We start from the raw sequence: 26,987 nt of genomic DNA, 5'->3' as shown, positions 1-26,987 counted from the left end.
AAGCATTATGTGTCATCACGTTTTTATAGTTTTTCATGGTGAGATTGAAAAACATCCTCCAGAGCGATGTTATATTTATTGGCAATCACGAGGATATTGCCTAAAACATCTCCTAATTCTTCTGTCAGGTCTTGTTTTAACTCATCAGTTGTTCCTTTATACTCGTCAGGTCGATCACGACCAATTTCCATAGCTCTTATAGCCCTTGCAACTTCTCCTGTTTCTTCAGCGAGAAAGTCATTACGTATGAAACTATCAAGTTCAGACCAGCCTCTTGATTCATAATAGTCTTTGACCCATGATTGAAATTCGGTAACGTTCATTTTGTAGGCCTCCTCGTTTAATTCTAAGTTTAGCAAACAGATCCTTATAATAATAACAGATGGTTTAGACAATGGATATTTACGACTGCAGTACGTTGGAAGGAGCAAACAGTGATGGATCAAAAATGGAATGAATCAGATACGGAAGTGTTCCTCCGTTACGGGCGAGTTTTTGTCCCAGAACGGGGCGAATTGGCGAAGACTTTTATCGATCTTATTCCAGCAAATCATGATGAAGATTTCGTCGTTGTAGACATCGCTACGGGTGGAGGTTGGTTAACTGAAACCATTGCAAGCACCTTCCCTAAAGCACATGTTATTGCTTTGGATGGATCTCCGGAAATGTTGAAATATACAAAAGATCGACTTGAACAGTACGCTGACCGTTTAGAATTTCGTCATTTCGATCTTTTTGACGCTTCATGGCTAAATGATTTACCGAATAAAGTAAGGTGCTTTGTGAGTAGCCTTGCCATTCATCATATTACTTTTCAACAAAAACAAGATTTATTTAAAAAGCTTTATTCGAATTTACATAATAACGGAGCCCTTTTGATCGCTGACATTGTAAAACCGGTAAATGAAATAGGCAGGCGCAGCATGAGTCGTAGTTGGGATGATGTCACGAAAAAACAATCCCTGAATTTAGAGGGGAACCTTCAAGCTTATGAATATTTTCTCAATACAGAATGGAATCTGTTTGAGCATCCGGACGATCCTGTCGACAAACCGTCCACGTTGTTGGAACAATTAAATGCCCTTCAGCAAGCGGGCTTTTCTGATATAGATGCATGGTGGGTAAAAGCGGGTCATGCTCTTTTTGGGGGGTATAAGTACGAATAGCAGCAGGGCCTTTATCATAAATGTTGAGAGCAGCGGAGATCGAAGCGAAAGGATTAATCATTTCACTTCGTTTAAGGGTAACGGGGGTGTAATATTGGTTGAAGGGAATTTATTAAACTTAAAGATTGTTCATTGTTAAACTTAAGAGGTTTATCTTTGAGTTTGGTTTTAGTACATTGATAGAGAGCCGTTGCAAGCATCGTCACCCCATCCTCTCTTAATTGAGGGGGAGGAGGTGAACGCTATTAGAGATTGTCCTAAAAAACCAGCAGAGTTGAAAAACTGCATCAAAAAACAAAAATGCGAAGAGCCAAGCAGTGGAAAATCACTGACTTAGCTTTTCGAGCAGTTCACTTCCTTTTACTGCTTTGCAGTAAAGACTAAGTGAAAGAAAGCCGCAAACATTTTCCCATTTCTTACGATGATCAGTTCATGGGGGAACTGATGTAAGAAGACGATGGCTCAATCTGGGGTTTGGGATGATGTGTGCGGTCTTTTTTTATTATTACGTATAAAACAAGGAAATATACATAAAAAGTGATAAGACCATGGGGGGTCTTATCACTCATACAAGGTGTTTTTCGCTATTAGCAAATGTCCGTTGGTAACCAACCAACTTTATTTCTGTTATCATTATATACCTTTTGTTCGTCCAAGTCAATTGGGATACAGGAAAAATAAGGAAAAGCAAAGGATCGGTTTGATCCATTTACCAAATGAAGAAAATAGGGTATGCTTGTCCATAAGTTAGGGTCCTTGATATTGGATTTGGGCAAGTTATCACCCGTCTTTCCAGTAGAAAGGATTTTTTTGTGCCCCCCCCCCTTTTTTTGAACATTCGATGTCCTCGGATGCATGGTGAGCAAAAGCAGGCCATGCTCTTTTTGGGGGATATAAGTACGATTAGCAGCGAGACTTTTAAAAGTTATTTCGAGGTGAATATAGTGTTTATAAAGGGACTTAATCATTTTTTATTTTCTGTTTCAAATTTGGAAAAATCCATTGAGTTTTACCAGGATGTATTTGAAGCTAAATTATTGGTTAAAGGAAGCAGCACCGCTTATTTTGATTTGAATGGGATGTGGTTGGCGCTTAATGTAGAAGAAGATATTCCTCGCAATGACATAAATCAATCATACACGCATGTTGCTTTTACCATTGAAGCGACTGAATTTGATTGTATTTATAACAAATTAGAGAAATTGGGCGTAAATATCTTAACTGGTCGTCCCAGGAGCGAGAAGGACAAGAAGTCTATTTATTTCACGGATCCTGATGGTCATAAATTTGAGTTTCATACCGGGACTTTGCAAGATAGACTGGATTATTATAAACAGGAAAAGTCACATATGGAGTTTTATGTTTAATTTGGCATGTTAGAACTTGCTTTAATATTGGAGGATGAACGATGGAGATTCGAACAGTGAACAGTTCAGATTACGATGTATTATCGTCGTTAATAAATGAATGGTGGGGCGGTCGGCAATTCGGCAAATGTCAACTATGTTGCCGAAATTATTATTTGCTTTATTTCTAAAAAAAAGGGCAGGGCATCACTGTAAACTTGATCGTGGACAATGTTGATTTATTTTTTATAAAGCCCGTGAAACCAATGCAGAGATTATAGAAGGGCCTATTGATCGCCCTTGGAATCCTCGTGAGCTTAGACCCGAATAATTATATGATACCATTTTCAATGAATATTGATCAGGAAAAATCGTTTGATGAAGTTATGAGCTGATTCGAAATAAAAGGGATTATGCCTGAATAGACATATTGCTGAATATAAGGGGTGACCAAGATGCGTTCTGAAAAACAAATGATGCAAATGATTTTAAACGTGGCGCAAGGTGATGAACGAATTCGCGCTGTAGGAATGAATGGTTCCCGAGCGAATCCGGATGCACCAAGGGATCCATTTCAAGATTATGATATTGTTTACCTTGTTACGGATGTTCATTCGTTTTTGAATGATCCTAGTTGGATTGATGTGTTTGGGGAAAGAATCATGATGCAAACACCAGAGGATATGGCAATGTTTCCAGCTGAATTAGGCGGAAGGTACTCTTATCTGATGTTATTTGAAGATGGAAACCGTATTGATTTGATTCTGGTGCCGATTGAAGAAAAAGACAGTTATTGTACTGAAGACAAACTAACCATTATTTTGCTCGATAAGGATAATAATCTACCGAACATTCCACCACCAACGGATGAAGGATACTGGGTGAATCGTCCTTCTGCGGAGTTTTTTGCTAATTGTTGCAATGAATTTTGGTGGGTGACCACGTATGTAGCAAAAGGTTTGTGGCGCAGAGAAATTCTTTATGCACATGAGCATCTGAACATTGTTAGGACAATGTTAATAAAAATGCTGGAATGGCGAGTCGGATTAGAAACAAATTTTTCTGTTAGTATCGGGAAATCCGGTAAGTATTTAGAAAGGTTTCTAACGGAAGAAGATTGGCAAGCGCTCCTTCTTACGTATGCAGATGGCCGGTATGAAGGGATTTGGGAAGCGTTGTTCACAATGGAAGAAATATTTCAGAAGAATGCAAAAATCGTTGCAGATGCGTTCCATTTTGAGTGCCCACACGAAGAGGCACAACATGTTATTCGCTATTTAAAGCATGTTAGAAATCTCCCTTCTAACACATCGGAGATTTATTAGTCACAGCTTCATAATTGTGAAATAACCGTTGGTGGAAAACGAGCTGTGTATTTCGCAGTTAAAGGTTTGTTGATTGAAAAATTATTGCTATTATTAATGAATCAATAGGAGCGATCACACATATGTAAATCATCCTCTCTCTAACACAACAGAAAATTGAATATAGAGAGAGGATGTTATATATGCACAGTACGTTCATCCGCCTTGTGACAGGCCAAGCGTTTAACGGTGCAGGTATGGTGCTCTATATCGTCTGTTTAATGCAGATGATATATGAAGCCAGTCATTCGCCAATTCTTATGAGTCTCGTACCTGTGACGATCACGTTTACAAGGTTTATTTCGGGTCTAGTCGTTCCCGTGTTTTTTCAACGCTTCCCGTTGCCAATGATTCTTTTATACGCACAAAGTTTCAAGTCGGCATTCTTTATCCTGTTAATCTTGGTTGCTTTTTATGGAGAGCTGTCCTTGATATTCATCCTCATGAGTCTTCTCGCTTTTCTTGATGGATGTTCCGATCCTGCAAGTGATGCATTAATTCCCCGGTTTGTGCAGGAAGAAGCACTTGTCAAAGCGAACAGCACAGCGGCCATCGTCTACCGAACGATTGAGTTCGGCTGCTGGGCGTTAGGTGGCGTATTTCTTGCTATATTCGGTGCGGAACCCTTATTGATCGTGGTTTTCACCTTGTACGTTATTGCAACATCCGTGTTTTGGACGATTAGACAAGAAGCTTCTGTGCTCAAGGATCAGCCCCGAAAAAGCTCACCCTTTGAAGAAATGCTCATGGGATGGAAAGAAGTACGACGATTTTCTTGGCTTCGCAATTTCATTGCCGTTTCATTCATGGATGCAGCGGTAGGTGTCGTATGGATTGCGGCGATTGTCTATATTTTTGTTGAGGAAGCACTTGGTGTTTCCGAGGTCTGGTGGGGATGGATCAATGCTAGCTTTTTTCTTGGCCTGATTATGACAGGGGTTATCGTTTATGCACGGGAGCACCTTTTTCGGCGTCAGCTCAGACGAATTGTGCTAATTGGTTTTCTAGGATCGGCACTTGTTACAGGCACGTATGCATTAATTACACTGCCTTTGCTTGCCCTTTTGCTGTCTGTAGGTGTTGGGGTCTCCCAGCAGCTACGAGGGGTCGGCATGCACACCATTTTGCAACAGAAAATTTCCGGAGAAAAATTACCGTACGTTTATGCTGTTAATGAAGCAGTAACAACATTAGCGTTCGGCATCGGCGCGTTAACGGTGGGAATTATTGCTGAAAATACCGGTATTCGTTTGGTGTATTTGATCTCGGCAGGTTTCTTGCTCGCGTGTATGGGCTTGTGGTTCATTACTTTTCGTAAGATTGGTGAAGAAAAATAATTTGGGATGCAATAAAGCTGCGATGTTTATAAAAGGGTATTTTCTTCAAAGGATCGTCGAGAAAAAAGAAAAGACACTTTCCAAACAAAATACGAGCCGGAGCCCGCGTTAATTAAAGGAATCCCTATTCGTGTGTGTAACCACTGCTATTTTATTAAAGGCTTCCTGTCCCTAATATTTAGCAGATAATTTTTGGTTGAACGTTTGTTTTTTTGTACAAGTAGGTACATGCATTACAAGCATTTTTCATTCCTACATAAAGTATTGTATACCTCATAAAGAAAGGGGGTATACTAAATGTTTAATAAGTGGGACGAACTCGTCTTTGGCGCTAACTTTGATGGTGATCGTTATAAATGTAAATGCGAACCTGTCAAAAAGAAACATGACCATTGCGGGTGTAATAAATGCCACGATCACTGTGGATGTGAGAAAAAAGACGAGTGCAAGCGCGAGAAAGAGTGCACAGTCAAGTTTTATGTTGATTGTGACTAATTGTAACCCTTCGTTGTCCTCCTTCAACGATCCCTTGTCTTTAATCAGGGGATCGTTTTTGTATTTAAATAGGGATTGCTGAACAATTTGCAGCTATCAGCTGAAGCCGGGATGGCGCTTCCATGGCTTCGTTTTCCGTGGACGAACGGTCAAGCATCCTCGCGCAAAACCGGCGCTGCGGGGTCTTCGCCCTGTGCTTTCCGACAGGAGTCTACGTGTTTTTCCTTCGCTCGCTAGTGGTGTTACCATATTTAATCACGAATATCAACCATTGATTTTAGTGTTGACCCAACATAAGATTATTTTATATTTTTCCCGGTGAAGTTAACTAAATCAGGTTGGTAAATCAGCTTTGAGTAAGCATGCCCAACGTAACCCTTCTTCAGCCCATTATCCTGTTCAAACTGCTCACCGACTGCCGGAAACTTTTCCTCATCATAATCAAGCTCCGTATATTCTTTCCATACCTTTTGATCGTTCTCAAGAATTGGGCTCATCTTTTTAACTTCTTTTATTCCTACAGCTTTATGCTCTCCGTAATGCATGGATGTGTTCGTTTCATAATCCGTGCCAAGCATCAACACGTAGCCACTATTACGGTATATAAAACCAAGCGGCGATTGATTACCCAGGCCATGATCTAATGAATGATTCCTTGCAATTTCGTCGCGGTTCATCCCCCACACTGAAAAAGAGTGTACAGGATGATAGCTGCGTTTCACGTCCGGGTATGTGCGAAATGACTCTGCAATGGTCCCCATTGCTACGGTTGGTATTACATCGGGATCAAATGGCGGCAATTCATTCATCACTTCGGTGACCCATTCTTCCGGAATTGCCGGGTTGCCCCATTCTCTTGGGTCTGATACATCAGCACTGTGTGCCGGCATGATAATCGTACCTTTTGAACTGATCACATCTTGTAAAGCTTGAATGACAGCAACTGGTCCACCGCAGACCCAACCTAACGATTTCATCGAAGAATGCACAATAACGACCATGCCTTCGCCTAAGCCTAGCTTTCTTAAGTCATTTGCAAGCGAAGTACGTGTCTGTGGTGCCTTAGATTGTTGAATTAGTTGTGATTGAGTCATGAGGGCCTGTCTCCTTATCGTTTGACAATTGTACTATAAAAGGTTTTAAATCCGGTACTCTTGTCTTCAAATCCCATGTTCTTATAAAATTTGTGTGCATTTGACCTCTCTGGCCGATCCCCGCTATTTAATGCAAGCACATTAGCTCCTATATTGTTCGCCCATTTTTCTGCTACTTTAATGAGTTCTTTTCCTATTCCAAGTTTTTGATAATCGGGATCTACAACCATGGCTGCTATTCGAACATACATGCCATCCAATTCATAAAAAAAGCTTTTAGTTAAACCGGTCATCCCCACGATTTTATCATTATATAGGGCGACCAAAGTGTGATAGTCAGGGTGTGATTCTATATGGCTGAATCTTAAAGTCATTTCCTCGGTAGTCGTTGGATAACCTAAATGCTTCATCAGCTCGGCTAATGCACTTACGTCCTTTGCAGTTGCTACTCTAATTTCCATCAGTAATGTCCCCTAAGATCTTCAATATCCCCAAAAATTGTAAATATAATCTCGATCACCTACTGGTATCGTGTCATTTAAATCAAGCTCACCTCTTTCATAAAAAAGGTGAGCTTATACCAAGAGAAGACTATAATCCCAAAAAGGGTATAGCACCTTAAGGATAAATGAAAATGCTGTATTTATAAAGGGGGATATTTTGACCATTTGAAAAAAAGATGCGAGAAACATTCTTTACATAAATGCCAAAGAACGAATCCCTAATGAACACCCTTCTCAGCAAAAACAATGTCCCCATTATCTGCGTCTAACTCCACCTTAATTCCAATCGGAAACACATGAGAAGGAAAGGTATGGCCGATATCAACATTTGCCAGAATTGGGAAGCTTCGATCACCGATGACCTCAAGTAAAAGGTCTTCTTGCGTGAAAGGAGACCCAAGATCGTCAAAATGTTCATGTTTGCCTATAATCAACCCTTGGATTTGGTCAAAAACACCGTGAAGTTTTAACATGGAAAACAACCGTTCTTCTGTTGCCATGTCTTTAAAAGAATCTTCGATAAAAAGAATAGCATTCTTCAGATCCGGAAAATACGCCGTACCTATAAAGCCAAACATGACGTTCAAATTGCCGCCGATTAGTTTTCCGCTTGCTTTGCCACTTCTGACACATTTCCACCCTTCATTAGTAACCATCGTTTTTGCCCTGTCTTGTGAATGCCAATCGATAAGTTCTTCTGTCCATTTATCAGGTATTTCAAGTGTATAGGGAGCTTTTTTTTCGGCAAATAGTTCATTTTTTACATAGTCTGCACCTGATTTAAGCATTTCTGGATATTCTCCAAAAGAGGGAACAACAGCAGGACCATAGAACGTGTGCAGACCAGTTTTTTTGTAAATTCCCAAAAGTAATGCTGTGATATCGCTGTAACCCATCATAATTTTTGGGTGCTTTTCCAAGGTTTGATAATCGATGTAAGGCAATAAAGAGTTCGAATTCATCCCCCCAATCGTACTGATAATAGCTTTAATCTCCGGATTTCTTATAAATTCGTTTATTTCTTCTGCCCGATCACGAATAGTAGATGACCGATAACTCTGTTCTTTATTTGTACAACAACCCTCAACCAAATCTAACCCCATGCTTTCCAAATACGCTTTGCCCCTTTTAAAACGCTTGGGAAACTTTACCGGTGCCGGGGTGGAAGGGGATATGATTCCCACTTTATCTCCTTTTGTTAGTTTGCCTGCTTTCATCACCGCCACATCCCTTTCTGCTCTCTCCGTTACTAAATCAATGATTTTTTAAAAACATAGCTAACTTTATCATAATTCATTCTTTCTTCATAAAAGCGATGGGCATCGTAGCGTTGTAAGCCCGAGGAAAGGGCAACACTTTCATAGTTATTCTTTAATGCCCATTCGTGAACGAAAGAGAGGAGTTTTTCTCCGTAGCCCTTTGAACGTTTAGTTGCATCCGTAACTAAGTCGCAAACCCAAATAAACCGTCCATAGTATAAGGTTATCATAGGCTTAAATCCAGTAACAGCGACGATTTCTCCTTGATCATATAAGGCAAACAATCGATACATATCTTTTTCTCTCGCCTCTGCCACCAATTCCACGTATTCTTTTTCGTTAAGATGAGAACGCAATTGATTCATAATCGGGAACGCTTCCAACCATTCATGCTTGGAGATTAATTCTTTTACATCCATTTACTTAGCCCCTCCTTGAATTTTATCTAAGCCCTATCATTAAGTAGTGATAAGGAATAAAATGAGTATATCTTCACACTGGCATTATTAAAATAGCCAGATACATCACATTAAGCAATGCCAGATAGAAAAACGGGGGTGGGCTCGATGTTTGAAATCACCGTTCATTTAAACGCTACAAGTAATACTCCTTTGTATCTCCAAATCTATCAATACTTTAAGCAAGAAATTCAATCGGGTAGGATAGAGGAGGAAACAAAGCTTCCATCAAAGCGAAAACTTGCCCGGCATCTTGAAGTCAGCCAACTCACAGTCGAGTCTGCATATGATCAACTGAAAGCAGAAGGATATATCCAAAGCCAACCTAGAAAAGGGTTATTTGTACAAAAAGTGGAGTACGATGTAATCCCTGACCAAAATGCGCCGCAGTTTGATACAACAGAATCACCACAAATATCACAGAAAATGAAGTATGATTTTCATCATGGAAAAATTGATCTGGATCATTTCCCGCACAAAACTTGGCGTAAAATCAGTATCGATTGTTTAAACGACAAGGAACATTTATTAAACGGTGACCCTCAAGGAGAATTCCATTTACGCAAAGAGATTTCTATGTATCTTTTTCAATCCAGAGGTGTTCAATGTTCTCCGAATCAAATTGTCATTGGGGCAGGGACACAATATTTAGTTGGCATTCTTTGTATGCTTATGAATAAGGATTCCATTGTAGCAATCGAAGATCCGGGTTTCCATAGGACGAAACATGCGTTGGAAACCCACGGCATTTCTATTGATCCAATCCCTCTGGATGAAGAAGGAATCGACATAGAACGGTTAAAGCATAGCTCAGCCAATATTGCCTATGTTACCCCTTCCCACCAATTTCCGACCGGGATTGTTATGCCGATCTCACGAAGGTTGGAGCTCCTTAAATGGGCAGAAAAAACAGGAGGATATATCATCGAAGATGATTATGACGGCGAGTTTAGATATAAAGGAAAACCGATTCCAAGCTTACAGGGGATTGACGCTTCAGAAAATGTTATTTACTTTGGAACTTTTTCCAAATCATTAATCCCTTCTGCCCGCATAAGCTACATGATCTTACCGGAAAAGCTGCTAAACCAATACCACCAAACAATGAGCATAAACAAACAAACAGTACCTCGCCTATATCAGGATATCCTGTGTCAGTTTATGAAGGATGGCTATTGGGAAAGACACTTAAATAAAATGAGAACCGTATACCGCAGTAAACATAAGACATTAATTGCAGCGATTCATCAAGAGCTAGGAAAAAGGGTTACAGTTATTGGTGATCAATCGGGCTTGCACATCCTTTTGGAAGTGCATAATAACATGAGTGAAGAAGAGTTAATCAAAGCAGCAGAAAAACACAATGTGAACGTCTATCCAACCTCGATTTATTATGAGAAAAAAGAAAATCACAGCTCCCCTTTGCTATTACTTGGATTTGGGGGTTTATCGGAAACTGAAATAAAAAAGGGGATCATTCAATTGAAAAAAGCTCTTTTTTGATGTGTTATGCCGTCATGAAAAAAGATTGTGATTATTCGCGTTTCAAGTTATGATAGGAGTAGTAATCAACCGCCTATGTTTTTTGTGAAAGGAGATTGTAACGATGCGCGTGTTTTTCTATATGCTTATCGCCTTCGGGCTTGCCCTGGCTGGCTGGGCAGGCTACGATTGGGTGCAAAGCACGCAATCGGTCGAATCTACCGAGGAAGAAGCGGAAGCGTCTGAACCTGAACCTGAGCCAGAACCCGCACCCGAGCCGGAACCTGAACCAGTGCAAGAAGAAGAGATAGAGGAATCGGAACCGGATTCAACGAAAACATTTGACTTTGAAAAAGGGGATGAAATTGCCTCCCTTGAAATCCCGTCCATTGATTCCCGCTTTGAAGTGTTTTGGGGAACGGATGATGCGACACTCGATCAAGGCGTTGGCATGTATGATTCCGATGAGTGGACGGAGACTCCCAATGTTCAAAAACATACGGTTTTAAGCGGCCACCGAGACACGGTCTTCACTGAAATGGGAGATGTTGAGGAAGGCGACGTTATGCAAGTGGAATTCGATGGCTGGGTGTATGAATATGAAATTGATGATATTTGGATTACCGATGCAGACGACCGTACTGTGATTGTCGAAAAAGATGAACCGGTACTGACGGTGACAACTTGTTATCCGTTCGATTATATTGGGGCTGCGCCTGAACGCTATATTATGCAAGGCGAATTGGTCGATCTATATGAAAAATAACGAAAAGTTTAGCCACCGCGGCTAAACTTTTTTCATAGGGAGCGGGGCTTGTCATACGTTTAGATAAGAAGATGAGGTGAGCGTATGGGCAATCTGCCGGGACTATTATTATCGTTTGGTTTTTTGTTTATTGTGTTCTTGCTGTTGCTTTTTTTCGTATTGAAAGGTTTCCATCAAATCGTGAGCATGCACAAATTTCTCCGCATCAATATCATGGCTATCATCGGGATGGGTGCAGTGATCATTATTGGATTTTTGAAAAATTTCTATAGCATCACATTCATGCTGGTCATTCCGTTGGCGATCCAATTGTTTTGTATTCGGAATATTGTGTTGCATTACAGAGGGAGGAAATATTAAATGTCAACGATGGCGGTCATCGTCGTGATCCAATTGCTGGCGTTTTTGTTGATTGGCGCATTCCTTTTGTTTATTATCAATCACTTCAGCAAGTTCACGTTCGTGAACATTCGGAAGATCTTGCCCGGCATAGGTATTTTTGCCGTGGCGATTGTGCTCGTTTCATGGATCATCCAAGGCGGACAAAGCCTATCCTATTTTTTGTTGCCTTTTTTCATGATCGGGATTTTGCTCATCGTAATGAAAAAAGCGCCTGCGCGTTGACAGGCGGTGTGGCTGAAATGTAGGTTTTAGTAGCATTGGTATGGTAACTCAAGTCGGATGCCATTATTGCTAATGCGTTTCCAATTGTAACAGTACCACACCAACGATAATGATACCAATGGAAATTATCTTTCTTCGGCTGCTGCTTTCTCCGAAGAAAAACATTCCTAATAAGGCTGTCCCTGATACAGTGAGGCCTGCCCAAATTCCATATAAAATCCCTAACTCCATGTATCTTACGGTTAACACTAAAAATAGTCCGCATAAACCGTAAAAAACAAACGCTCCTATACTGGCTAACTTTTTTGTGAAGCCATAGGATAATTTGACGCAGATATTGGCAGTTACGGAAGTGGCTAAACTAAGGACGAACAAAAAATATCCCATTTAATGTTTAGTCTCCTTTCCGAAAGCAGATGTTGGTTTTACATTAATACCAATCACTCCTGCAATAATTAAACCAATACCAAGGAATTTCAGAAAAGAAATTGTTTCGCCAAAAAGAATAATCCCTGACATTGCAATAAAAACCGTTCCCCCACCCGTGAAAATAGCACTAATAATCCCTACTTCTGACTGATTGGTTAAATAGATATATAAGATGAGTGCTACATACCAACACCCCATGACTACAATGAACATGTTCCAATTGTTAGCGGCAGCCGGCATAAAAGAAGCCCCGGCTACTTCAAAAATAATGGATAATATCAATAAAAAGTAAAACACAATGAAAAATCTCCCTGTTGTAAATGTGGAGTACAGGGTGCCATATTCCTGTAGTCGCTTTAATTATGTTGTGCCTTTATTATATAATGGGTTTATTATTCGGTAAAATAGATATATTTGAATAAATAATTCAATATTATTGAACAGGAAGGATTGTATGGAACAACGACAACTCGTAACCTTTAAAACCATTGTTGATGTCGGGGGATTCAAAAAAGCTGCAGAAAGATTGGGGTACGCTCAGTCTTCTGTCACGACACATGTCAAAGAATTGGAAAAGGAAATGGATACACCATTGTTTGACAGGCTTGGGAAAACAGTCATTCTAACTGAAGCAGGGAAACGTTTTTATCCATATGTTGATGAAATGATCCAGCTATATCATCAATCCATAGAGGCCGTTCGAGGAGATGAGGAACCCTCTGGGACATTAACCGTTGGTGTTTCTGAATCGTTAATGATCTATTGGCTTCCCAAGTTCATTCCATCTTTTATGGCAAAATATCCGGCTATCCATTTGGAGGTTAAAGCGATTGATTATCAAAATGTCACGCAACAACTCAAGCGTGGAGATTATGATGTGGTTCTTTTTGTAGAAATGTCCGGTTGGCAATCAAATGAATTAACGATTCAAACATTAACAGAATCAAAGCTAGTTCTTGTTGGTTCTTCCACTGGTTTGAACCAACCCACTTCTGAGGAAACGATGTTCCTGCCGGAACGATCGTGCAGCTGGCGTCCTGTTTTTGAGGAGTATGTACAAAAAGCTGGGGAACGATCCGGTAAAACCATAGAACTCCCAAGCATTGAATCCACCAAGCAATGTGTTATGAGCAGCTTAGGGATCTCTTTATTGCCGTTCTTCGCAGTCAAGGCCGAAATCGAAAATGGAAAATTGCTGCAATCAGAGATTGGGATATCTGCTGAATATGTCGGCATTTACACTGCTTATCATAAAAATAAATGGCTCCCTGCCTGTTTAACTATTTTTCTCGAGGAGTTATCGTCAGTGAAGAACAAGGAATTGTAAGGTAAGCTTGCTTGTAGTAATTTTCTCTAGCTTTCAGAAAGGCAGTGATCTTTAAGAGCCTAGCTTGAGCAATTTGTCAAGCTAGGTTTTTCCGTATTTTAAATAGGCTTTAGTGCCGTCAAAAAATATAAAAATAAAAATAAAAATGAACAAAACGCTTACGTTAAACGTAGTAACTGTGAAAGCAAAAGGAGGGGTGAGGTTGTGGATGAAACAAATGAACGAATAAAGCGGGCGAAAAAGGGTGATGAACAAGCGCTCGCTACCGTTTTGCTCGAGCAATATGATTTCGTCTATCACTACCTTCTGAAGCTGACAATGCATCCGGCAATGGCTGAAGACATTACGCAAGATACGATGATCAAAGCCATCGAGCGCATTAAACAATACAATCCGAAGAAAGCCAAGCTATCGACTTGGCTGATCCAGATCGGAACGAACCTATGGATCGATGAAAAAAGAAGACAAGAAAGGGCAAAAAAATTACGTAATCAAAATCAACTCGAGTGGCAACTACGCCACCAACCATCCGATGATTGGCTGACTGTGACCGCTGCACTTGAGCAATTAAAAGAGAAACACCGGATTCCGGTTATTTAAAGCATTACTACGGATACGGTTACGAAGAAATCGCAAAAATTTGTAAGGTCCCGGCAGGGACAGTTAAATCACGACTCAATAGTGGCCTTAAACGTCTAAGAGAGGAGCTTTCCAATGAAAGAAGATGAAGTGAAAGAACGCTTGAAACAATCACTGTCGACGACTGAACGTTCTAGAGCAAGTAAGAAACCTACTTCAGGCGAGATGATCACACTCATCAAACAAACACGTGAGAAACAGCGAAAAGAAATGTATATTTTCCTTATCATCGCTCTCGTTTTTATTATGAGCACCGTATTGTTCATTGCTAGAGCCCCTCTTTTGTTTGCAGGTTTTCAAGTGGTTGTGACGGTGGTCGGGATTGGATTTCTAGTTGTCGAAAGGAGGTTTCAGTATGAGTGAACTTCAAGAAATCCCGATTTGGGCGTTTTTTCTGATATTCCTCGGGTTGTTTGCGCAAAGCACATTCCTCTTTATCCATAGCCGTAGAAATGGCCATCTTCGCTGGTTTTGGGGGATTTGGGGGATGCTCAATTTGCCAACGCCGCTCATCGTTTACGTTCTTTATATTACATTCATCATTCCATATAGGGAGAGGAGACTTACAAATGACGACTGATCTATTTTTACTCATCTTGCCGATCGTACTGATCGATCTTACTTTAAAAATCGTAGCACTCATTGACCTTTACCGTCGTCCGAGAGCTAACGGACCAAAGTGGATGTGGACACTTGCGATCTTGATCGTGAGCACATTTGGACCGATTATTTATTTCATCTTCGGCCGTTCGAAAGGAGCGTAATACAGTGATTAGCGTAGAAAATCTCTCGAAAAATATTTCAGGAAAAGAAATTATTAAGCATGTTGATTTTCGTTTACGTTCGAACATGATTACGGCACTTCTCGGCATGAATGGAGCAGGGAAAACGACGACGCTTCATATGCTTGCGACAATTCTCAAGCCAAGCGCCGGGCGGGTCGTCATGCACGAAGCCGTCAAGGACGCACGCAAAGAAATAGGCTTCTTGCCCCAACACCCAACGTTTCATGGCTGGATGAGCGCTCGGGAATACGTAACCATGGCGGGGGAGCTTGGCGGATTATCTCGTGGCGATGCTAATGTGCGAGCGGATGAAGTACTTATGCAAACGGGGCTCGAGAGAAGTGCAGCCCAAAGGATTTCAGAATTTTCTGGTGGAATGAAACAAAGGCTTGGTATCGCACAAGCGATCATTCATCGCCCAAAACTTTTACTCTTGGATGAGCCGGTGTCATCGCTTGATCCACAAGGAAGAAAGGACGTTATTTCGCTGCTTAGTGAGCTAAAAAAGAAGACGACAATTTTGTATTCAACGCACATTTTACACGATGCGGAGCAAATTGCCGATGACGTTCTCATGATGCACAAAGGAAAGATCGTCGCCTTTGAACGTTTGGATGAGCTTATGCAACAATCGTCGAATCGAACAAAATTCACCGTTCATGCTGAAGAATTACTGGATGATTGGGGCGTAAAGCTGCAAAAACGTTACCCTGATTGGACTATTCATGTTCGAGAATCAAAAGCAGATATCGAAGGACCTATAGAAGGAGTGGAAATGCAAGCAAAAGTGATGGAGAGCCTCGTAGAAAATCGAGTAGCAATTCGCAGTTTAATCGCTGGAGAAGGATCGTTGGATGAACTGTTTCGTGAGGTGATTAAACGTGTTTAACGTTCTATTAAGGAAAGAGCTGCTCGAAACATTCCGTAGCTACCGCTGGTTGTGGCTCCCTGTGTTTTTCATCGGGCTTGCGATCATGCAGCCGCTACTGAGTTTTTATATGGAGGATATTGTTGAGCAATTCGGTAGTATGCCCGAAGGTACAATGATGACCATTCCAACACCATCAGCCGAGCAAGTTTATAGTGAAACACTTGGTCAGTTCACACAAATCGGTACATTTACCCTTGTTCTTGCGTTTATGGGAAGTTTAAGCAATGAGCGAAAGAGCGGGGAAGCATTGCTTACACTAAGCAAACCAACGAAATATTACGCATATTGGTTCTCGAAGTGGGTATCAGCGTTAGGGATAACGACAGTTAGTTATTTAGTAGGCATCACTGCAGCAATATATTACATCTTTGCCTTGTTTGAACCGCTACCAGCCGGGGAGATCCTCTTATCAACGATTGCATATTTGGTGTGGCTCATGTTTGTCGTTACGATCGTACTCGTTTGGAGCACTGTGAGTAAACATACGAGTGTCGCTGCCGCGGGGGCTCTTATTACGCTGCTTTTACTTAATGTCTCAGCATCATTGTTTGGGGATTTGATGTCATGGACGCCTGGCATTCTCCCGGGGATTGCTGCAGGCGTAGAAACGGATACCGTTGTAATTCCGATTATCGTGAGTTTGATGCTGATTGCGGTGCTCATCACAGCTTCTATACGTTATATGAAAAAGACGGATTGGCTGATGTAAAAGCATTTGAGGCGACAGTACTGCGCAGCTCCGGAGATAAGGCGCGAAAGGAGACATATGCGGACTATTTTGAAATATATATTATTGCTTCTTTCTATTTTTGCACAGGCAGGAGTTATTTTCTATGTGTTCATTGATTTGTCTCAAGCATGGTTGATGGCCGGTGTTTACGTTATTGCGTTGTTTTTGCTCTTTGTCATTTTGATAACTGAACGAAGAAAAGAAAAAAGAGAGGAAGAAGTTTATGTTAATCGCGACTACTGATCAGTTGGAAAATCACGACATAAAAGAAGTGATCGGCTATGTCAAAGGAAACACGATTAAAACAAAACATCTGGGCCATGATATTATGGCTTCGTTGAAAGCCTTGATTGGCGGAGAAATTAAAGAATACGATGATATGTTAAATAAAGCAAGACAAGTGGCTATAAGCCGTATGGTTCAAGAAGCTGAAGAAAAAGGAGCTAACGCGATTGTCGGCTTTCGCCTGCAAAACTCTGCCATCATGAGAAACGCTTCAGAAATTGTTGCTTATGGAACCGGTGTAAGGATCGAATGAACGGTATCCCAATTGTACTTGTAGGTATTACGATTTCCTATTGGATTGAGAATGAAGCTAAAGATTTACTTGTTGCTCGGCAATCAAGTTTTCCGGTTTTTCTTTCTGCACGATGAGCTATTTCCATGGACGGCTGTGCAGTCTCAGCCGGAGAGAAGCCGCTAAAAGGAATAAACGAACACACCTTGATATTAAGGTTTTTCTGGGATGTGATTCTCGATTGAGGTGTTGGATGCTTCTCCAAACCATTCAATATTCTTTTCTATGTTTTCCGGCTCTTCACCAAAATCTATGGCTGACAAACTAGGGGCAATTATGATTGGTAGTGACCGCTACGGAAAAACCCTACGCTTTCCGTGGGCCCCGAGCTCAGCCTCCTCGGAAAAAAAGAAGTTCACTTTTTTCCTGCGGGGTCTTCGCCCTGCGCTTTCCCACAGGAGTCTACGTGTTTTTCCTTCGCTCGCTAGTGGTGTTACCATATTTAATCACGAATATCAACCATTGATTTTAGTGTTGACCCTGTTTCTTATTGACTATTCATTTCCGTTCTTTGACCCTTGAGAGACTCTCTGTGGGCGATATATGGGTATATACATATGAGGCCCAGCATCAACCAAGAGCTTTTACAGCCCATTATTTTTGCTTCAAAGCGATCTGCTCCGTCTATTGTTAAAAAATCAACGCAAGGTCTCCGAATCCAAATGCTTCATACATTTGTATGATTTCCTAAATCTTGGATTTAGGTGGAGAGGTTCACGCTGGGCAACCGATAGATAAGCATTAAACTAGACTTATTTTCTATGTTCTTTTACGATAAGTATCAAATCTTATCTTTAGATGATGCCACAAATTCCCCCACAGTAACTAATACTACAGCGAAACTTAATAAATATCCTATCCTGTATAACCCTAATCTCATGGCTTTCTTTGACCATGTGGTGCCTCATCATAGGAGGAATAGCGGATGGCGCAGTATCGATCGCGAACGGAAAAACGCCGTTCTGAAAAGAAGGGAAAACGATCCCTGTTAAAAAAAGTGTTTTTCATTTTCATCGGGGTTTCGGTTGCTGGTACGGTAACGGTGACAGCAGTAGCAGCTTCAATGATTGGAAATGCCCCCGAACTTAACGAAGAGGAACTTAAGTTTGCGGAAGGGGCAACGATTTATGATATGAACGATAATGAGCTCGGACGCCTACAAGGGTCGGAGAATCGTAGCTATCGGGACATTGATGACATGCCCGAACATCTGAAGAATGCGTTTATAGCGGTAGAAGACTATCGCTTTTATGAACATAGTGGCATTGATCTTTACCGGATTGGCGGTGCGATTGCCTCAAATATTACGGATGGTTTTGGTTCTGAAGGGGCGAGTACGATTACCCAACAGCTCGTCAAACAAGCCTTCTTATCCGCCGATCAATCGATGGAAAGGAAAGTGCAGGAACAATGGCTCGCCCTGCAAATGGAGCGGCAATATTCCAAAGATGAGATCCTGGAAATGTATTTAAATAGCAGTTACTTCGACAGTTCTGCCTGGGGTGTTGGAGAATCTGCGATTCGTTATTTTAATAAAGAAGATCTGAACGAACTTACGGTCGCTGATGCTGCTGTTTTGGCAGCCATCCCGCGGCGTCCTTCCTATTATAATCCGCAAAATAATCCCGAGGAGGCTGAACAGCGTCGGGATATGATCATTTCCATGATGGAGGAGCAAGCATTGATTAGCGGAGATGAAGCAGCCGAGGCTATGGCTGTAAATATTGAAGATCAGCTGGATTATACCCCTCCGGAGAATATTGCCTATCAATCGATCATTGACCAAGTGATGGAAGAAGTAGAAAATATCAATGGTATTGAAAGCACGGATATGTATGCGGCCGGTTTTGATATTTATACGACGATTGATCCGGAGGCGCAGGAGACTGCACAGGATGTTATTCAAAGCGATGAATATATTTCCCAATATCCTGATAATGACGAGTTCCAGGTAGGCTTTTCCCTCCTTGACACGGAAACCGGTGCGATCCGTGCAATGGTAGGTAATCGTGAGGAGACAGAAGAGGAAAGAGGTTTAAATTACGCGACCTCCACCAGCGGTCAACCGGGATCGACGGTCAAGCCCATCCTTGATTATGGACCTGCTATCGAGGAGTTGGGTTGGTACACCGGAGAAACGATTGATGATGAACCCCACGAATATTCGGATGGGACTTCCATTCGTAATTATGGCGGTAATTATAGTGGCGAGGTCTCCATGCGAGAAGCGCTTGTACGATCTTTAAACATTCCGGCTGTAAAGGCGATCCAGGAAGTCGGTTTGGACGATGCCCAGTCATTTGCTGAAAGTCTCGGTCTCGGTCTCGGTTTCGATCAGGATATTACCGAAGGCTATGCCTTAGGTGGTTTTGATGAAGGTATATCCAGTATGGACATGGCTGGCGCCAATGCCGCGTTTGGAAATGAAGGAACTTACAATGAACCTTATAGCGTTCGAAAAGTGGAATTTCGTGATGGACGTGAGATGGAGAACTCCCCTGAATCAGAACAAGTGATGTACGAATCGACCGCTTATATGATGTCAGATATGCTTAAAGATGTCGTGAGCGACGGTTCTGGAACCGGTCAACGTGCGAACATTGAAGGACTGCCGCTAGCCGGAAAGACTGGAACTTCGAATTTTACCCAGGAAGAGTTAGGGAATTATGACGTCCCTGACGGAGGTGTGCCGGATGTTTGGTTTAACGGCTACACGACTGACTATACGGCAGCTGTCTGGACCGGGTTTGGTGGTGGACGCGACAGTGGCTATTTGATCGGTGAAGAACAGAATATTGCTCAGGATATTTTCCGGATCATCATGACAAACGTTCACGAAGGCGAGGAAACGGAAGATTTTTCACGGCCAAATTCCATTTGTGAGACCGATGGTGAACTTTATCGATGTGGAGAGCCTCCGGCACAAGCAACCGAAGAAGCGGATGAGGAAGGAACGGATGAAGAGACACCTGAAGCACCGGACGAAGAAGGAATAGAAGAAGAAGAGTTGGAGGAAGAGGAAGACGATGAGGAAGGAACAGAGCCGGAGACACCGGATGAGGAAGGAACAGAAGAGGAAGAACCGGAAGAAGACGTAGAAGAGGAGGACGAAGACGAAGAAGACGAGGAAGACGAGGAAGACGAGGAAGACGAAGAAGACGAGGAAGACGAAGAAGACGAGGAAGACGAAGAAGAAGAGGAAGACGAAGAAGACGAAGAAGATGAAGAAGAGGAGGAAGACGAGGAAGACGAGGAAGATGAAGAAGACGAAGAAGATGAAGAAGATGAAGAAGAGGAAAATGTAGACGTCGAGGACGACGAATAAAAATCATTAAAAAAGAAGAATGGGCTCTTACCATTACTTTTGGGAGCTCATTCTTCTTCTGTTTATTTAGTCTTTTGTTGCTCTTGATCTTCGTTCCCAGATGTTTGACAGTTTTCGTACTTCTTTGGCCGACAGTATACATCTGTTATACGCCCGTATCCTTTCAACCTAACTATGTTTCCACTTATAAAGCAACGCATTGATCTGCCCGCCAACAATTAAGATAATGCCGGTTAAATAAAACCAGAGCATGAGGATGATGATACCGCCAATGGCGCCATACGTAGCTTCATAATTTCCGAAATTGCTAACGTAAAAAGAAAAGCCGAGAGAAGTGATTTGCCACCCGATGGTTGCGATAAAGGCACCCCAAAAGACTTCTCGCATTTTAAAATGGGCATTTGGCGCGGCATAATATAACATCATCAGGACAAAAATCATAATCGAGATGGCAATGACCCACCTTAACACTTGAAATAGAAATTCCATGTTATAAGAAAAGGGAATCCAAGTTTGGATGACATTTATAATGGCTTGGCCAAAGACGGGTATGATTAATGTAATTGCAATCACAAATACCATGGAAAAGGTTAACGTCAATGATAATAGTTTTACTTTAAGGAATGGCCTGGTTTCTTTCACTTCATAAGCTCGATTGGTTGCCCGTATAAATGCGCTGATGCCGCCGGAAGCTGTCCAAAGCGTACCGATAAGGCCAACGGAAAGAAGGCCGCCTCTGGTTTCACTTAAGAGAGAGCTGACATTGCCTGCAATCATTTGGCCTGTATCGCCTGGAGCGAAATCTTGAATCCATTCGATCACTTGATTGATAGGCAAGGAAAAATAAGGAAGAAGGGTAAGAATAAACAATAATAAAGGAAACAATGATAACAAAAAATAATAGGCCAGTTGTGCGGCGAGACCTGTTGTTTCATCATTCTGGAATTTTTGGAAAAGCATTTTAAAGAATGCTTTAGAATTTTTTATTGAAATCATCCGTATTCTTCACTTCCTTTGTTACAGTGTAGCACATTTACAACAAGGATTGTTCTGGTGATTCAGTATGTTTATTATTCGGACTGGGGGTATTGCTAAACTGGGGTAACCGTGGAAATGATTGATAATCTCACTCGTCATTTATTTTGATTGTTCCAACAAGACATCGTGATGGGCGAGAAGTTCATCAATCATCAGGTCCGCCCCTGTTTCGTTATAACCTTGAAAATCATCCACATTAAAGTTATGAACTTGAACAAGATGATCGGAGTCATCCCCCCTCCAGGCTCTCTAAAAAAAGATTGGTTGATTCGTCCTCATTAGAAGTGAAAATTGCAACGTGAATCTCATCGCTAGTTTTCATCTCCAGTTTCTTGCTGATTTTCGAAGAATTGGTCTATATACTGTGATTCTCCTTTACTGAGCGTATCTTCTTGTTGCAAATTATAAAGTGCAGTAACAGTGACAATAACAGCTAAATATGGAACTACTTTTTTTAATGTTTGCATCGTCATCCCCTGTATCAATGATTTATTTGGAACGACGGCGATCGTTTCCATTTTTGCGAAGCCGATTGAATGAAATTCAATTCAACTCACAATTATAGGTAAAAATATTGTATCCTATTGTATCTACAATTGCTTACAGCGCCGACAAGTTTTCAACAAACATGGGAACTTTCTTATCTGCTGAAAAAAGAAACGAACCCCAGGGAAACCCAGGGTCTCAGTTCTTTTCCACTTACTAGTTAATCGCCTTGTTATTCAGTTCTATCGAGCGTTGACTTGGCATTTCTGGTTCTTCCTCGACACTTACTCTCTCCACTCTCGCGCCCAGTTGTTGCAGCTTCTTGTGAAAATCAACGTAACCGCGATCGATATGCCGTAGTTCCGCTAATGTCGTTTCTTCTTCCGAGACGAGGCCCGCAATCACAAGCGCTGCAGCTGCCCGCAAGTCTGTAGCGGATACTTCTCCTCCGGTCAGGCGCGTCGGACCCGTAATAATCGCTGACCGATCTTCAATCTTAATGGAAGCATTCATACGGTGAAATTCCTCTATGTGCATAAAGCGGTTCTCAAACACGTTTTCGGTAACGATACTCGTTCCTTTTGCTTGTGTGAGCAATGCCATAAACGGCGCTTGCATATCTGTCGGGAATCCGGGATGTGGCATGGTTTTAATATCTGTCGGCCGCAAAATATCCGGACCAATGACGCGCATGCCATTATCCTTTTCTTCAATGATAACTCCCATCTCGCGCATCTTTGCTACGAGTGGACGCAAATGTTCGATAAGCGCGCCTTCCACAAACACATCACCGCCGGTGATGGCCGCGGCTACCATGAAGGTACCGGCTTCCACGCGATCGGGAATAATCGTGTGATCGGCGGCTTCGAGATGATCGACACCATCAATCCGAATGGAATCGGTCCCCGCGCCGCGAACAACACCGCCCATGGCGTTCAGGTAATTTGCCAAACACACAATTTCAGGCTCTTCGGCCACGTTCTCAATAATTGTTGTCCCTTCAGCCATAACCGCGGCCATCATGATGTTTTCGGTGGCTCCCACGCTTGGGAAATCCAGATAAATGTTGGTGCCTTTTAAGCGACCGTCTACCTTCGCCTCGATATAGCCTTTCCCAATTTCTACCTGGGCGCCCATGGCTTCAAAACCTTTTAAATGCTGATCAATGGGTCGGGTGCCAATCGCGCAACCACCCGGTAAAGCCACATTCGCACGACCGGTACGCGCGAGCAACGGGCCCATCACAAGGAATGAAGCGCGCATTTTTTGGACATATTCAAACGGGGCAGTCGGTCGTAACGCCTTTTGCTCCGCATTTGCAGTAAAGACGCCATCTTCATACGAGACGTCCATTTGCAAGTGACTTAAAACGTTTTTCATCGTGTATACATCTGCTAAGGGAGGAACATCATAGATGGTGCTGGTTCCTTTGTCAGCTAGGAGTGAGGCTGCGAGGACAGGGAGAACTGCATTTTTGGCGCCTTCCGTTCTGACGGTTCCTGCCAGCTTCTTTCCTCCTTGAACTTTTATCTTTTCTACCAACGTATTCTCCTCCATGTTTTGGTTTATCCTCGCTTATTTTATTAAATTAATCAAATTGGGCGTTCCTGTAATCAACAGCTATAATAGTTTACCGAATGATCTTCTTATGATTCCTGATCATCCTCAATCTGCTGTTTCTTTTTTAGTTTGTTTTCAAATCTATCCAACTGTCTAGTCGCGAAGTCGCGCCCGCCGATCCCAAAAGAGATGGTGAAAGCTACGGCCAATCCACCAAGGATTAATAAAAAGCCGATATTCACGATCGTGCCCGCGAAGCCAAGTTGATCCAACGTCATAAAAACGGCAAAGAGAATGACTGTATACTTGACGATCAATGCCGATAATGAGCTGCGTGTGTAACGAACAACGGCTTGTTCGAGGAAATTCCCGGCGATAAGACCGAGGCCAATGATCAACAACGCACTTAACAGCATCGGCAAATAGAGAATAACGGCATTGCCGACTTGATTCAACACATTTAAGTCGATGACATGCAATGCTTCAACGGTAAAAAACAAGATAATCAAAACCTGAACGATTCTTCCCAAAACGCCCGGAAGGTCAAACGTTTGCCCCTCACGAGGCCCGAATCCAATCGCTTCGTAGACGCGATTGATATTCGTGCGGTTTAATAAGCTGGTTAATAAACGTGATATAAACGTTGCAATGTAGTACCCGGCAATCACTAGAATAATCGCTACAAACAAGTTCGGAATGATGCTCAGTATACTGGATAAGACCATAACGATCGGTTCTGAGATCGTTTGAATATTGAGGGCCTCAAGGGCGATAACAATAATAGGTATTAAAACAATCACCATTACGATATTGGCCAGTATCGATGAGAGGGTATCCGAATCTGGTCGTTCCCGCTGATTTGTCTGCATTTTATCAAAAAAGCGATCAAAATTGAGCGCATGAAGGGCACTCTGGACGAGGTTGCGAATTAAACGTGCCACCAAGACACCTATGATTAAGATGATTGCTGCTAATAATATGTTAGGTAAAAATGTCAACACCGATTCCATCATATTCGAGATCGGCTGTGCAACAGCGGTCAGGTTCAACGTACCCAAAATACCCGGTATAAACAAAATAAACACGAGATAATACGCGATGGAACCTGTTGATTCCGCGATTTGCTCATGGTGATTTATATCATCATTTTTATCGCTTCGACTTACATTTTCGCTTTCGCTTTTTTCGTTTCGCATAAAGGTCGGCCATTTAACTTTTCTTACGATAGATGAAATGATGCTCTTGACGATTTTTGCGATCACCCACGCGAGCAGCAATAATAAGAGCGCTGCTATAATGTTGGGGACGCTTTGTAACAGTTGGGACCACATATTTTCCATTGTATTCATGTTTTGTATGCTCCTTTTGTCGAAATTTGCGGGGAATATATTCTATAATGTTACCAGAATGTATGAATCTTTTAAAGGAATTACATAGGAAAAATTACTTATGTTACTCAATTATTTAATCAAAAACAGGCGCGTTGATTATCCGTATTTTTCCAACAAAAGGGTTTAGACGAAAAGGGTATTAAACATACCGTGTTATGTTACATACATTTGCGGATTAATTTGGCATTCGACAGCCATTACGGCTCCCCAAAACCCAGACCTGAGGACTCCTTTGGCTTCTGAGCGGCGATTTGAGTCCGCAGATCATGTTCGAAAGGACTTATCTGATAGTAAACAGTTTTCTTTTTCATGTCAGAAGGTATTTTAAGGTAAATCAACGCGCCTGAATCAAAAAGGGTATTAAGAGGTTTGTCGTGGATAAAATGTGGATAAGTTACAGGGGAACTTCCAAGGGTTGCTAGTGCCTTTTACTCAGGATATTGAATTTATCATTTAAAAAGTTCTATTTTATTCTTTTTTTGGTCTGTACGGATACTTGGCATAATATGATATGGTGCATGTGACGCTGGTTATGACCTTTTTTAATCATACTATTGAGCGTTCATTTTTCTTGTAATTATTGATGAGTGTACGTATAAAATCTCTCCATAATCATCCGGAATGTAAATATCTACGTGATCCGCCGGGATTTCAACCATAAACTTATACACATGTATAAAATCGTAGTCATCCGGATATGCTTTCTTAAATTCATCTAAATCAAATTCGCTTGTGAACCCTTCTGTGAATTCCTTGACGTTATTAGCTGATTATTTTTAAAATATATAAAGTTCTTTTAAAATATTTTTTATGGTTCTCACACGGTGTCGTTTTTTCGGATGTGGCTACACGTGTACCCCAAATCACATGCAACGCCACTTCCGAAATAAGAGAACTTCCTAAATATCGTCTTATAGACCTTCGCAAGAGTGAATGCGGTGGTTGAATTCTTTAAGTGCTTTTTTAACGGGTCAACACTAAAATCAATGGTTGATATTCGTGATTAAATATGGTAATACCACTAGCGAGCGAAGGAAACACACGTAGACTCCTATGGGAAAGCGCAAGGCGAAGACCCCGCAGGAAAAAAGCGAACTTCTTTTTTTCCGAGGAGGCTGAGCTCGGGGCCCACGGAAAGCGTAGGGTTTTTCCGTAGCGGTCACTACCAATCATAATTGCCCCTAGTTTGTCAGCCATAGATTTTGGTGAAGAACCTTTTTAACGAGTAAACATATTTTTTGTTGAATTGTCATGATGTTGGTATGGTACAAAGGGGGAATTGAATCTCGAATGAGGAGAGTTTGGTTCATGAAGAAATTTCTTACAATTTTTAGTGTCGTCATGATTGCTGGGTGCAGTACAGACGATGTAGATGAAAGTGGAAGCATAGAAGAAGATGAAAGCGGTAGTGTAGCAGAAAATGAGAGCACAGATGAAACGGGAAGCCTAGGCGAGGCTGATAATAGTGAGGGAAATGAAGAGGTGGGTGAAAGTGATCAGCCGTTCTTTGAAAATCATCGAAATGAAATACCTGAGCTAAATGTTGTGGAAGAAGAAATCGGAAGGGATTTTGATGAAGTCAATATACAAAACGATCAAGGAGGAAGTCGAGTCATTCTCTATGAAAATGATGGCATTCCTGAATATAAATCTATTTACATAAAAAACGATGAACGCCTAAAAATTATTAATACGAATAATCAAGATGATGAAAATGGTCTAATTTATGAAGAAATTATAGGGTAGTATTAAATTTCGAAACGAGGTGGTGACTTCCACAATCGAAGTGTAAGTACGGGCTAAACATTGCGCTCGTCTTGCGTACAAGGGCTATATTGTCGAATAACGCAAGCAGACAATGATCGCACTTTTTTT

General features: G+C 41.6%; 33 protein-coding genes. 21 read left to right on the top strand and 12 right to left on the bottom strand.

Features of this window, described 5'->3' with window-relative positions:
* Positions 1 to 23: 23 nt before the first annotated feature.
* On the bottom strand, positions 24 to 323 hold the full coding sequence (locus HUG20_RS17345; protein WP_200085927.1) for a MazG nucleotide pyrophosphohydrolase domain-containing protein: 300 nt from the start codon (positions 321 to 323) through the stop codon (positions 24 to 26).
* A 114-nt stretch (positions 324 to 437) separates the two neighbouring features.
* Between HUG20_RS17345 and HUG20_RS17340 the strand changes: the two genes are divergently transcribed.
* From HUG20_RS17340 to HUG20_RS17320, 5 genes are all read left to right on the top strand, one after another.
* The gene (locus tag HUG20_RS17340; RefSeq protein ID WP_246476787.1) at positions 438 to 1,166 is read left to right on the top strand and encodes a class I SAM-dependent methyltransferase; all 729 of its coding nucleotides are present in this window, start codon (positions 438 to 440) and stop codon (positions 1,164 to 1,166) included.
* Between the two features lie 944 nt (positions 1,167 to 2,110).
* Positions 2,111 to 2,533: a FosM family fosfomycin resistance protein gene (fosM, locus tag HUG20_RS17335; protein WP_200090571.1), complete on the top strand. Its 423-nt coding sequence runs from the start codon at positions 2,111 to 2,113 to the stop codon at positions 2,531 to 2,533.
* Between the two features lie 41 nt (positions 2,534 to 2,574).
* Positions 2,575 to 2,703: a hypothetical protein gene (locus HUG20_RS19710; protein WP_281392450.1), complete on the top strand. Its 129-nt coding sequence runs from the start codon at positions 2,575 to 2,577 to the stop codon at positions 2,701 to 2,703.
* A 264-nt stretch (positions 2,704 to 2,967) separates the two neighbouring features.
* Positions 2,968 to 3,837, top strand: a complete 870-nt coding sequence (locus HUG20_RS17325; protein ID WP_200085925.1) for an aminoglycoside 6-adenylyltransferase — start codon at positions 2,968 to 2,970, stop codon at positions 3,835 to 3,837.
* A 182-nt stretch (positions 3,838 to 4,019) separates the two neighbouring features.
* Positions 4,020 to 5,213 carry an MFS transporter gene (locus HUG20_RS17320; protein WP_200085924.1) on the top strand — a complete coding sequence of 398 codons (1,194 nt, stop codon included), beginning with the start codon at positions 4,020 to 4,022 and terminating at the stop codon, positions 5,211 to 5,213.
* A 591-nt stretch (positions 5,214 to 5,804) separates the two neighbouring features.
* Here the strand turns inward: HUG20_RS17320 and HUG20_RS17315 are convergent.
* The 5 genes from HUG20_RS17315 to HUG20_RS17295 all read right to left on the bottom strand — a co-directional run bounded on the left by HUG20_RS17315 (position 5,805) and on the right by HUG20_RS17295 (position 8,983).
* The gene (locus tag HUG20_RS17315; protein WP_200085923.1) at positions 5,805 to 5,957 is read right to left on the bottom strand and encodes a hypothetical protein; all 153 of its coding nucleotides are present in this window, start codon (positions 5,955 to 5,957) and stop codon (positions 5,805 to 5,807) included.
* A gap of 50 nt (positions 5,958 to 6,007) precedes the next feature.
* Entirely contained in the window at positions 6,008 to 6,802 is a 795-nt protein-coding gene (locus tag HUG20_RS17310; RefSeq protein ID WP_200085922.1) for an AAC(3) family N-acetyltransferase, read from the bottom strand.
* A 14-nt stretch (positions 6,803 to 6,816) separates the two neighbouring features.
* A complete protein-coding gene (locus HUG20_RS17305) occupies positions 6,817 to 7,263 on the bottom strand; it encodes a GNAT family N-acetyltransferase (RefSeq protein ID WP_200085921.1) in 447 nt (148 codons plus the stop codon).
* A 260-nt stretch (positions 7,264 to 7,523) separates the two neighbouring features.
* The gene (locus HUG20_RS17300) at positions 7,524 to 8,525 is read right to left on the bottom strand and encodes a S66 family peptidase (RefSeq protein WP_425504126.1); all 1,002 of its coding nucleotides are present in this window, start codon (positions 8,523 to 8,525) and stop codon (positions 7,524 to 7,526) included.
* 29 nt (positions 8,526 to 8,554) lie between these two features.
* The gene (locus tag HUG20_RS17295; protein WP_200085919.1) at positions 8,555 to 8,983 is read right to left on the bottom strand and encodes a GNAT family N-acetyltransferase; all 429 of its coding nucleotides are present in this window, start codon (positions 8,981 to 8,983) and stop codon (positions 8,555 to 8,557) included.
* A gap of 147 nt (positions 8,984 to 9,130) precedes the next feature.
* Here HUG20_RS17295 and pdxR point away from each other — a divergent pair, with 147 nt between their 5' ends.
* The 4 genes from pdxR to HUG20_RS17275 all read left to right on the top strand — a co-directional run bounded on the left by pdxR (position 9,131) and on the right by HUG20_RS17275 (position 11,894).
* The gene (gene pdxR, locus HUG20_RS17290) at positions 9,131 to 10,525 is read left to right on the top strand and encodes a MocR-like pyridoxine biosynthesis transcription factor PdxR (RefSeq protein ID WP_200085918.1); all 1,395 of its coding nucleotides are present in this window, start codon (positions 9,131 to 9,133) and stop codon (positions 10,523 to 10,525) included.
* 103 nt (positions 10,526 to 10,628) lie between these two features.
* On the top strand, positions 10,629 to 11,270 hold the full coding sequence (locus HUG20_RS17285) for a class D sortase (protein ID WP_200085917.1): 642 nt from the start codon (positions 10,629 to 10,631) through the stop codon (positions 11,268 to 11,270).
* Positions 11,271 to 11,354: 84 nt separating this feature from the next.
* Complete coding sequence (locus HUG20_RS17280) at positions 11,355 to 11,630, top strand: hypothetical protein (protein WP_200085916.1); 276 nt, start codon at positions 11,355 to 11,357, stop codon at positions 11,628 to 11,630.
* Complete coding sequence (locus tag HUG20_RS17275) at positions 11,631 to 11,894, top strand: hypothetical protein (protein WP_200085915.1); 264 nt, start codon at positions 11,631 to 11,633, stop codon at positions 11,892 to 11,894.
* 69 nt (positions 11,895 to 11,963) lie between these two features.
* Here HUG20_RS17275 and HUG20_RS17270 read toward each other — a convergent pair whose 3' ends face one another.
* Entirely contained in the window at positions 11,964 to 12,281 is a 318-nt protein-coding gene (locus HUG20_RS17270; RefSeq protein WP_200085914.1) for a DMT family transporter, read from the bottom strand.
* Positions 12,282 to 12,620, bottom strand: a complete 339-nt coding sequence (locus HUG20_RS17265) for a DMT family transporter (RefSeq protein ID WP_200085913.1) — start codon at positions 12,618 to 12,620, stop codon at positions 12,282 to 12,284.
* 157 nt (positions 12,621 to 12,777) lie between these two features.
* On the opposite strand from HUG20_RS17265, the gene HUG20_RS17260 reads away from it, so the two are divergent.
* From HUG20_RS17260 to HUG20_RS17210, 11 genes are all read left to right on the top strand, one after another.
* Positions 12,778 to 13,650, top strand: coding sequence for a LysR family transcriptional regulator (locus HUG20_RS17260; RefSeq protein ID WP_200085912.1), 873 nt, complete (start codon positions 12,778 to 12,780; stop codon positions 13,648 to 13,650).
* Positions 13,651 to 13,854: 204 nt separating this feature from the next.
* Positions 13,855 to 14,250 carry a sigma-70 family RNA polymerase sigma factor gene (locus HUG20_RS17255; protein WP_200085911.1) on the top strand — a complete coding sequence of 132 codons (396 nt, stop codon included), beginning with the start codon at positions 13,855 to 13,857 and terminating at the stop codon, positions 14,248 to 14,250.
* Positions 14,217 to 14,378, top strand: coding sequence for a sigma factor-like helix-turn-helix DNA-binding protein (locus tag HUG20_RS20045; RefSeq protein ID WP_200090570.1), 162 nt, complete (start codon positions 14,217 to 14,219; stop codon positions 14,376 to 14,378). Before HUG20_RS17255 ends, HUG20_RS20045 begins: the two co-directional genes overlap by 34 nt.
* Positions 14,365 to 14,652 (top strand): DUF5345 family protein, encoded by a 288-nt coding sequence (locus HUG20_RS17245; RefSeq protein ID WP_200085910.1) that lies wholly within the window; start codon positions 14,365 to 14,367, stop codon positions 14,650 to 14,652. The genes HUG20_RS20045 and HUG20_RS17245 overlap by 14 nt, the downstream gene beginning before the upstream one ends.
* Complete coding sequence (locus HUG20_RS17240; protein ID WP_200085909.1) at positions 14,645 to 14,869, top strand: transcriptional regulator; 225 nt, start codon at positions 14,645 to 14,647, stop codon at positions 14,867 to 14,869. The genes HUG20_RS17245 and HUG20_RS17240 overlap by 8 nt, the downstream gene beginning before the upstream one ends.
* Complete coding sequence (locus HUG20_RS17235) at positions 14,859 to 15,053, top strand: PLD nuclease N-terminal domain-containing protein (protein WP_200085908.1); 195 nt, start codon at positions 14,859 to 14,861, stop codon at positions 15,051 to 15,053. Before HUG20_RS17240 ends, HUG20_RS17235 begins: the two co-directional genes overlap by 11 nt.
* Positions 15,054 to 15,057: 4 nt before the next feature.
* Positions 15,058 to 15,963, top strand: a complete 906-nt coding sequence (locus tag HUG20_RS17230; protein ID WP_200085907.1) for an ABC transporter ATP-binding protein — start codon at positions 15,058 to 15,060, stop codon at positions 15,961 to 15,963.
* The gene (locus tag HUG20_RS17225; protein WP_200085906.1) at positions 15,956 to 16,714 is read left to right on the top strand and encodes an ABC transporter permease; all 759 of its coding nucleotides are present in this window, start codon (positions 15,956 to 15,958) and stop codon (positions 16,712 to 16,714) included. Before HUG20_RS17230 ends, HUG20_RS17225 begins: the two co-directional genes overlap by 8 nt.
* Positions 16,715 to 16,771: 57 nt before the next feature.
* Positions 16,772 to 16,978 carry a hypothetical protein gene (locus HUG20_RS17220; RefSeq protein WP_200085905.1) on the top strand — a complete coding sequence of 69 codons (207 nt, stop codon included), beginning with the start codon at positions 16,772 to 16,774 and terminating at the stop codon, positions 16,976 to 16,978.
* On the top strand, positions 16,959 to 17,273 hold the full coding sequence (locus tag HUG20_RS17215) for a YbjQ family protein (protein WP_200085904.1): 315 nt from the start codon (positions 16,959 to 16,961) through the stop codon (positions 17,271 to 17,273). The genes HUG20_RS17220 and HUG20_RS17215 overlap by 20 nt, the downstream gene beginning before the upstream one ends.
* 964 nt (positions 17,274 to 18,237) lie before the next feature.
* Positions 18,238 to 20,637, top strand: coding sequence for a transglycosylase domain-containing protein (locus tag HUG20_RS17210; RefSeq protein WP_200085903.1), 2,400 nt, complete (start codon positions 18,238 to 18,240; stop codon positions 20,635 to 20,637).
* A 168-nt stretch (positions 20,638 to 20,805) separates the two neighbouring features.
* Here HUG20_RS17210 and HUG20_RS17205 read toward each other — a convergent pair whose 3' ends face one another.
* The 4 genes from HUG20_RS17205 to HUG20_RS17190 form a co-directional block, all read right to left on the bottom strand.
* A complete protein-coding gene (locus HUG20_RS17205; protein ID WP_200085902.1) occupies positions 20,806 to 21,633 on the bottom strand; it encodes a YihY/virulence factor BrkB family protein in 828 nt (275 codons plus the stop codon).
* A 353-nt stretch (positions 21,634 to 21,986) separates the two neighbouring features.
* Positions 21,987 to 22,142 (bottom strand): hypothetical protein, encoded by a 156-nt coding sequence (locus tag HUG20_RS17200; RefSeq protein WP_200085901.1) that lies wholly within the window; start codon positions 22,140 to 22,142, stop codon positions 21,987 to 21,989.
* Positions 22,143 to 22,377: 235 nt separating this feature from the next.
* Positions 22,378 to 23,703 (bottom strand): UDP-N-acetylglucosamine 1-carboxyvinyltransferase, encoded by a 1,326-nt coding sequence (murA, locus tag HUG20_RS17195; RefSeq protein ID WP_246476459.1) that lies wholly within the window; start codon positions 23,701 to 23,703, stop codon positions 22,378 to 22,380.
* A gap of 104 nt (positions 23,704 to 23,807) precedes the next feature.
* Positions 23,808 to 25,070 carry a mechanosensitive ion channel gene (locus HUG20_RS17190; protein WP_200085899.1) on the bottom strand — a complete coding sequence of 421 codons (1,263 nt, stop codon included), beginning with the start codon at positions 25,068 to 25,070 and terminating at the stop codon, positions 23,808 to 23,810.
* A 1,350-nt stretch (positions 25,071 to 26,420) separates the two neighbouring features.
* Here HUG20_RS17190 and HUG20_RS17185 point away from each other — a divergent pair.
* Positions 26,421 to 26,858 (top strand): hypothetical protein, encoded by a 438-nt coding sequence (locus HUG20_RS17185; protein WP_200085898.1) that lies wholly within the window; start codon positions 26,421 to 26,423, stop codon positions 26,856 to 26,858.
* Positions 26,859 to 26,987 lie beyond the last annotated feature (129 nt).

The sequence above is a fragment of the Salicibibacter cibi genome (genome assembly GCF_016495865.1).
Taxonomy (GTDB): Bacteria; Bacillota; Bacilli; order Bacillales; family Marinococcaceae; genus Salicibibacter; species Salicibibacter cibi.
The sequence above is the reverse complement of the archived record's forward strand: the minus strand, read 5'-3'. Positions and strand labels throughout refer to the sequence as shown.

Bases quoted from the DNA above. Each gene is read 5' to 3' on its own strand.
- HUG20_RS17310 (WP_200085922.1), bottom strand. From the start codon at position 6,802: ATGACTCAATCACAACTAATTCAACAATCTAAGGCACCACAGACACGT.
- HUG20_RS17260 (WP_200085912.1), top strand. From the start codon at position 12,778: ATGGAACAACGACAACTCGTAACCTTTAAAACCATTGTTGATGTCGGG.
- HUG20_RS17215 (WP_200085904.1), top strand. From the start codon at position 16,959: ATGTTAATCGCGACTACTGATCAGTTGGAAAATCACGACATAAAAGAA.
- HUG20_RS17200 (WP_200085901.1), bottom strand. From the start codon at position 22,142: ATGCAAACATTAAAAAAAGTAGTTCCATATTTAGCTGTTATTGTCACT.
- HUG20_RS17315 (WP_200085923.1), bottom strand. From the start codon at position 5,957: ATGGTAACACCACTAGCGAGCGAAGGAAAAACACGTAGACTCCTGTCG.
- HUG20_RS17275 (WP_200085915.1), top strand. From the start codon at position 11,631: ATGTCAACGATGGCGGTCATCGTCGTGATCCAATTGCTGGCGTTTTTG.
- HUG20_RS17185 (WP_200085898.1), top strand. From the start codon at position 26,421: ATGAAGAAATTTCTTACAATTTTTAGTGTCGTCATGATTGCTGGGTGC.
- HUG20_RS17320 (WP_200085924.1), top strand. From the start codon at position 4,020: ATGCACAGTACGTTCATCCGCCTTGTGACAGGCCAAGCGTTTAACGGT.
- HUG20_RS17345 (WP_200085927.1), bottom strand. From the start codon at position 323: ATGAACGTTACCGAATTTCAATCATGGGTCAAAGACTATTATGAATCA.
- HUG20_RS17280 (WP_200085916.1), top strand. From the start codon at position 11,355: ATGGGCAATCTGCCGGGACTATTATTATCGTTTGGTTTTTTGTTTATT.
- HUG20_RS17295 (WP_200085919.1), bottom strand. From the start codon at position 8,983: ATGGATGTAAAAGAATTAATCTCCAAGCATGAATGGTTGGAAGCGTTC.
- HUG20_RS17220 (WP_200085905.1), top strand. From the start codon at position 16,772: ATGCGGACTATTTTGAAATATATATTATTGCTTCTTTCTATTTTTGCA.
- pdxR (WP_200085918.1), top strand. From the start codon at position 9,131: ATGTTTGAAATCACCGTTCATTTAAACGCTACAAGTAATACTCCTTTG.
- HUG20_RS17305 (WP_200085921.1), bottom strand. From the start codon at position 7,263: ATGGAAATTAGAGTAGCAACTGCAAAGGACGTAAGTGCATTAGCCGAG.
- HUG20_RS17245 (WP_200085910.1), top strand. From the start codon at position 14,365: ATGAAAGAAGATGAAGTGAAAGAACGCTTGAAACAATCACTGTCGACG.
- HUG20_RS17270 (WP_200085914.1), bottom strand. From the start codon at position 12,281: ATGGGATATTTTTTGTTCGTCCTTAGTTTAGCCACTTCCGTAACTGCC.
- HUG20_RS17240 (WP_200085909.1), top strand. From the start codon at position 14,645: ATGAGTGAACTTCAAGAAATCCCGATTTGGGCGTTTTTTCTGATATTC.
- HUG20_RS17235 (WP_200085908.1), top strand. From the start codon at position 14,859: ATGACGACTGATCTATTTTTACTCATCTTGCCGATCGTACTGATCGAT.
- HUG20_RS17340 (WP_246476787.1), top strand. From the start codon at position 438: ATGGATCAAAAATGGAATGAATCAGATACGGAAGTGTTCCTCCGTTAC.
- HUG20_RS17285 (WP_200085917.1), top strand. From the start codon at position 10,629: ATGCGCGTGTTTTTCTATATGCTTATCGCCTTCGGGCTTGCCCTGGCT.
- HUG20_RS17190 (WP_200085899.1), bottom strand. From the start codon at position 25,070: ATGAATACAATGGAAAATATGTGGTCCCAACTGTTACAAAGCGTCCCC.
- HUG20_RS19710 (WP_281392450.1), top strand. From the start codon at position 2,575: ATGGAGATTCGAACAGTGAACAGTTCAGATTACGATGTATTATCGTCG.
- HUG20_RS17325 (WP_200085925.1), top strand. From the start codon at position 2,968: ATGCGTTCTGAAAAACAAATGATGCAAATGATTTTAAACGTGGCGCAA.
- HUG20_RS17210 (WP_200085903.1), top strand. From the start codon at position 18,238: ATGGCGCAGTATCGATCGCGAACGGAAAAACGCCGTTCTGAAAAGAAG.
- HUG20_RS17205 (WP_200085902.1), bottom strand. From the start codon at position 21,633: ATGATTTCAATAAAAAATTCTAAAGCATTCTTTAAAATGCTTTTCCAA.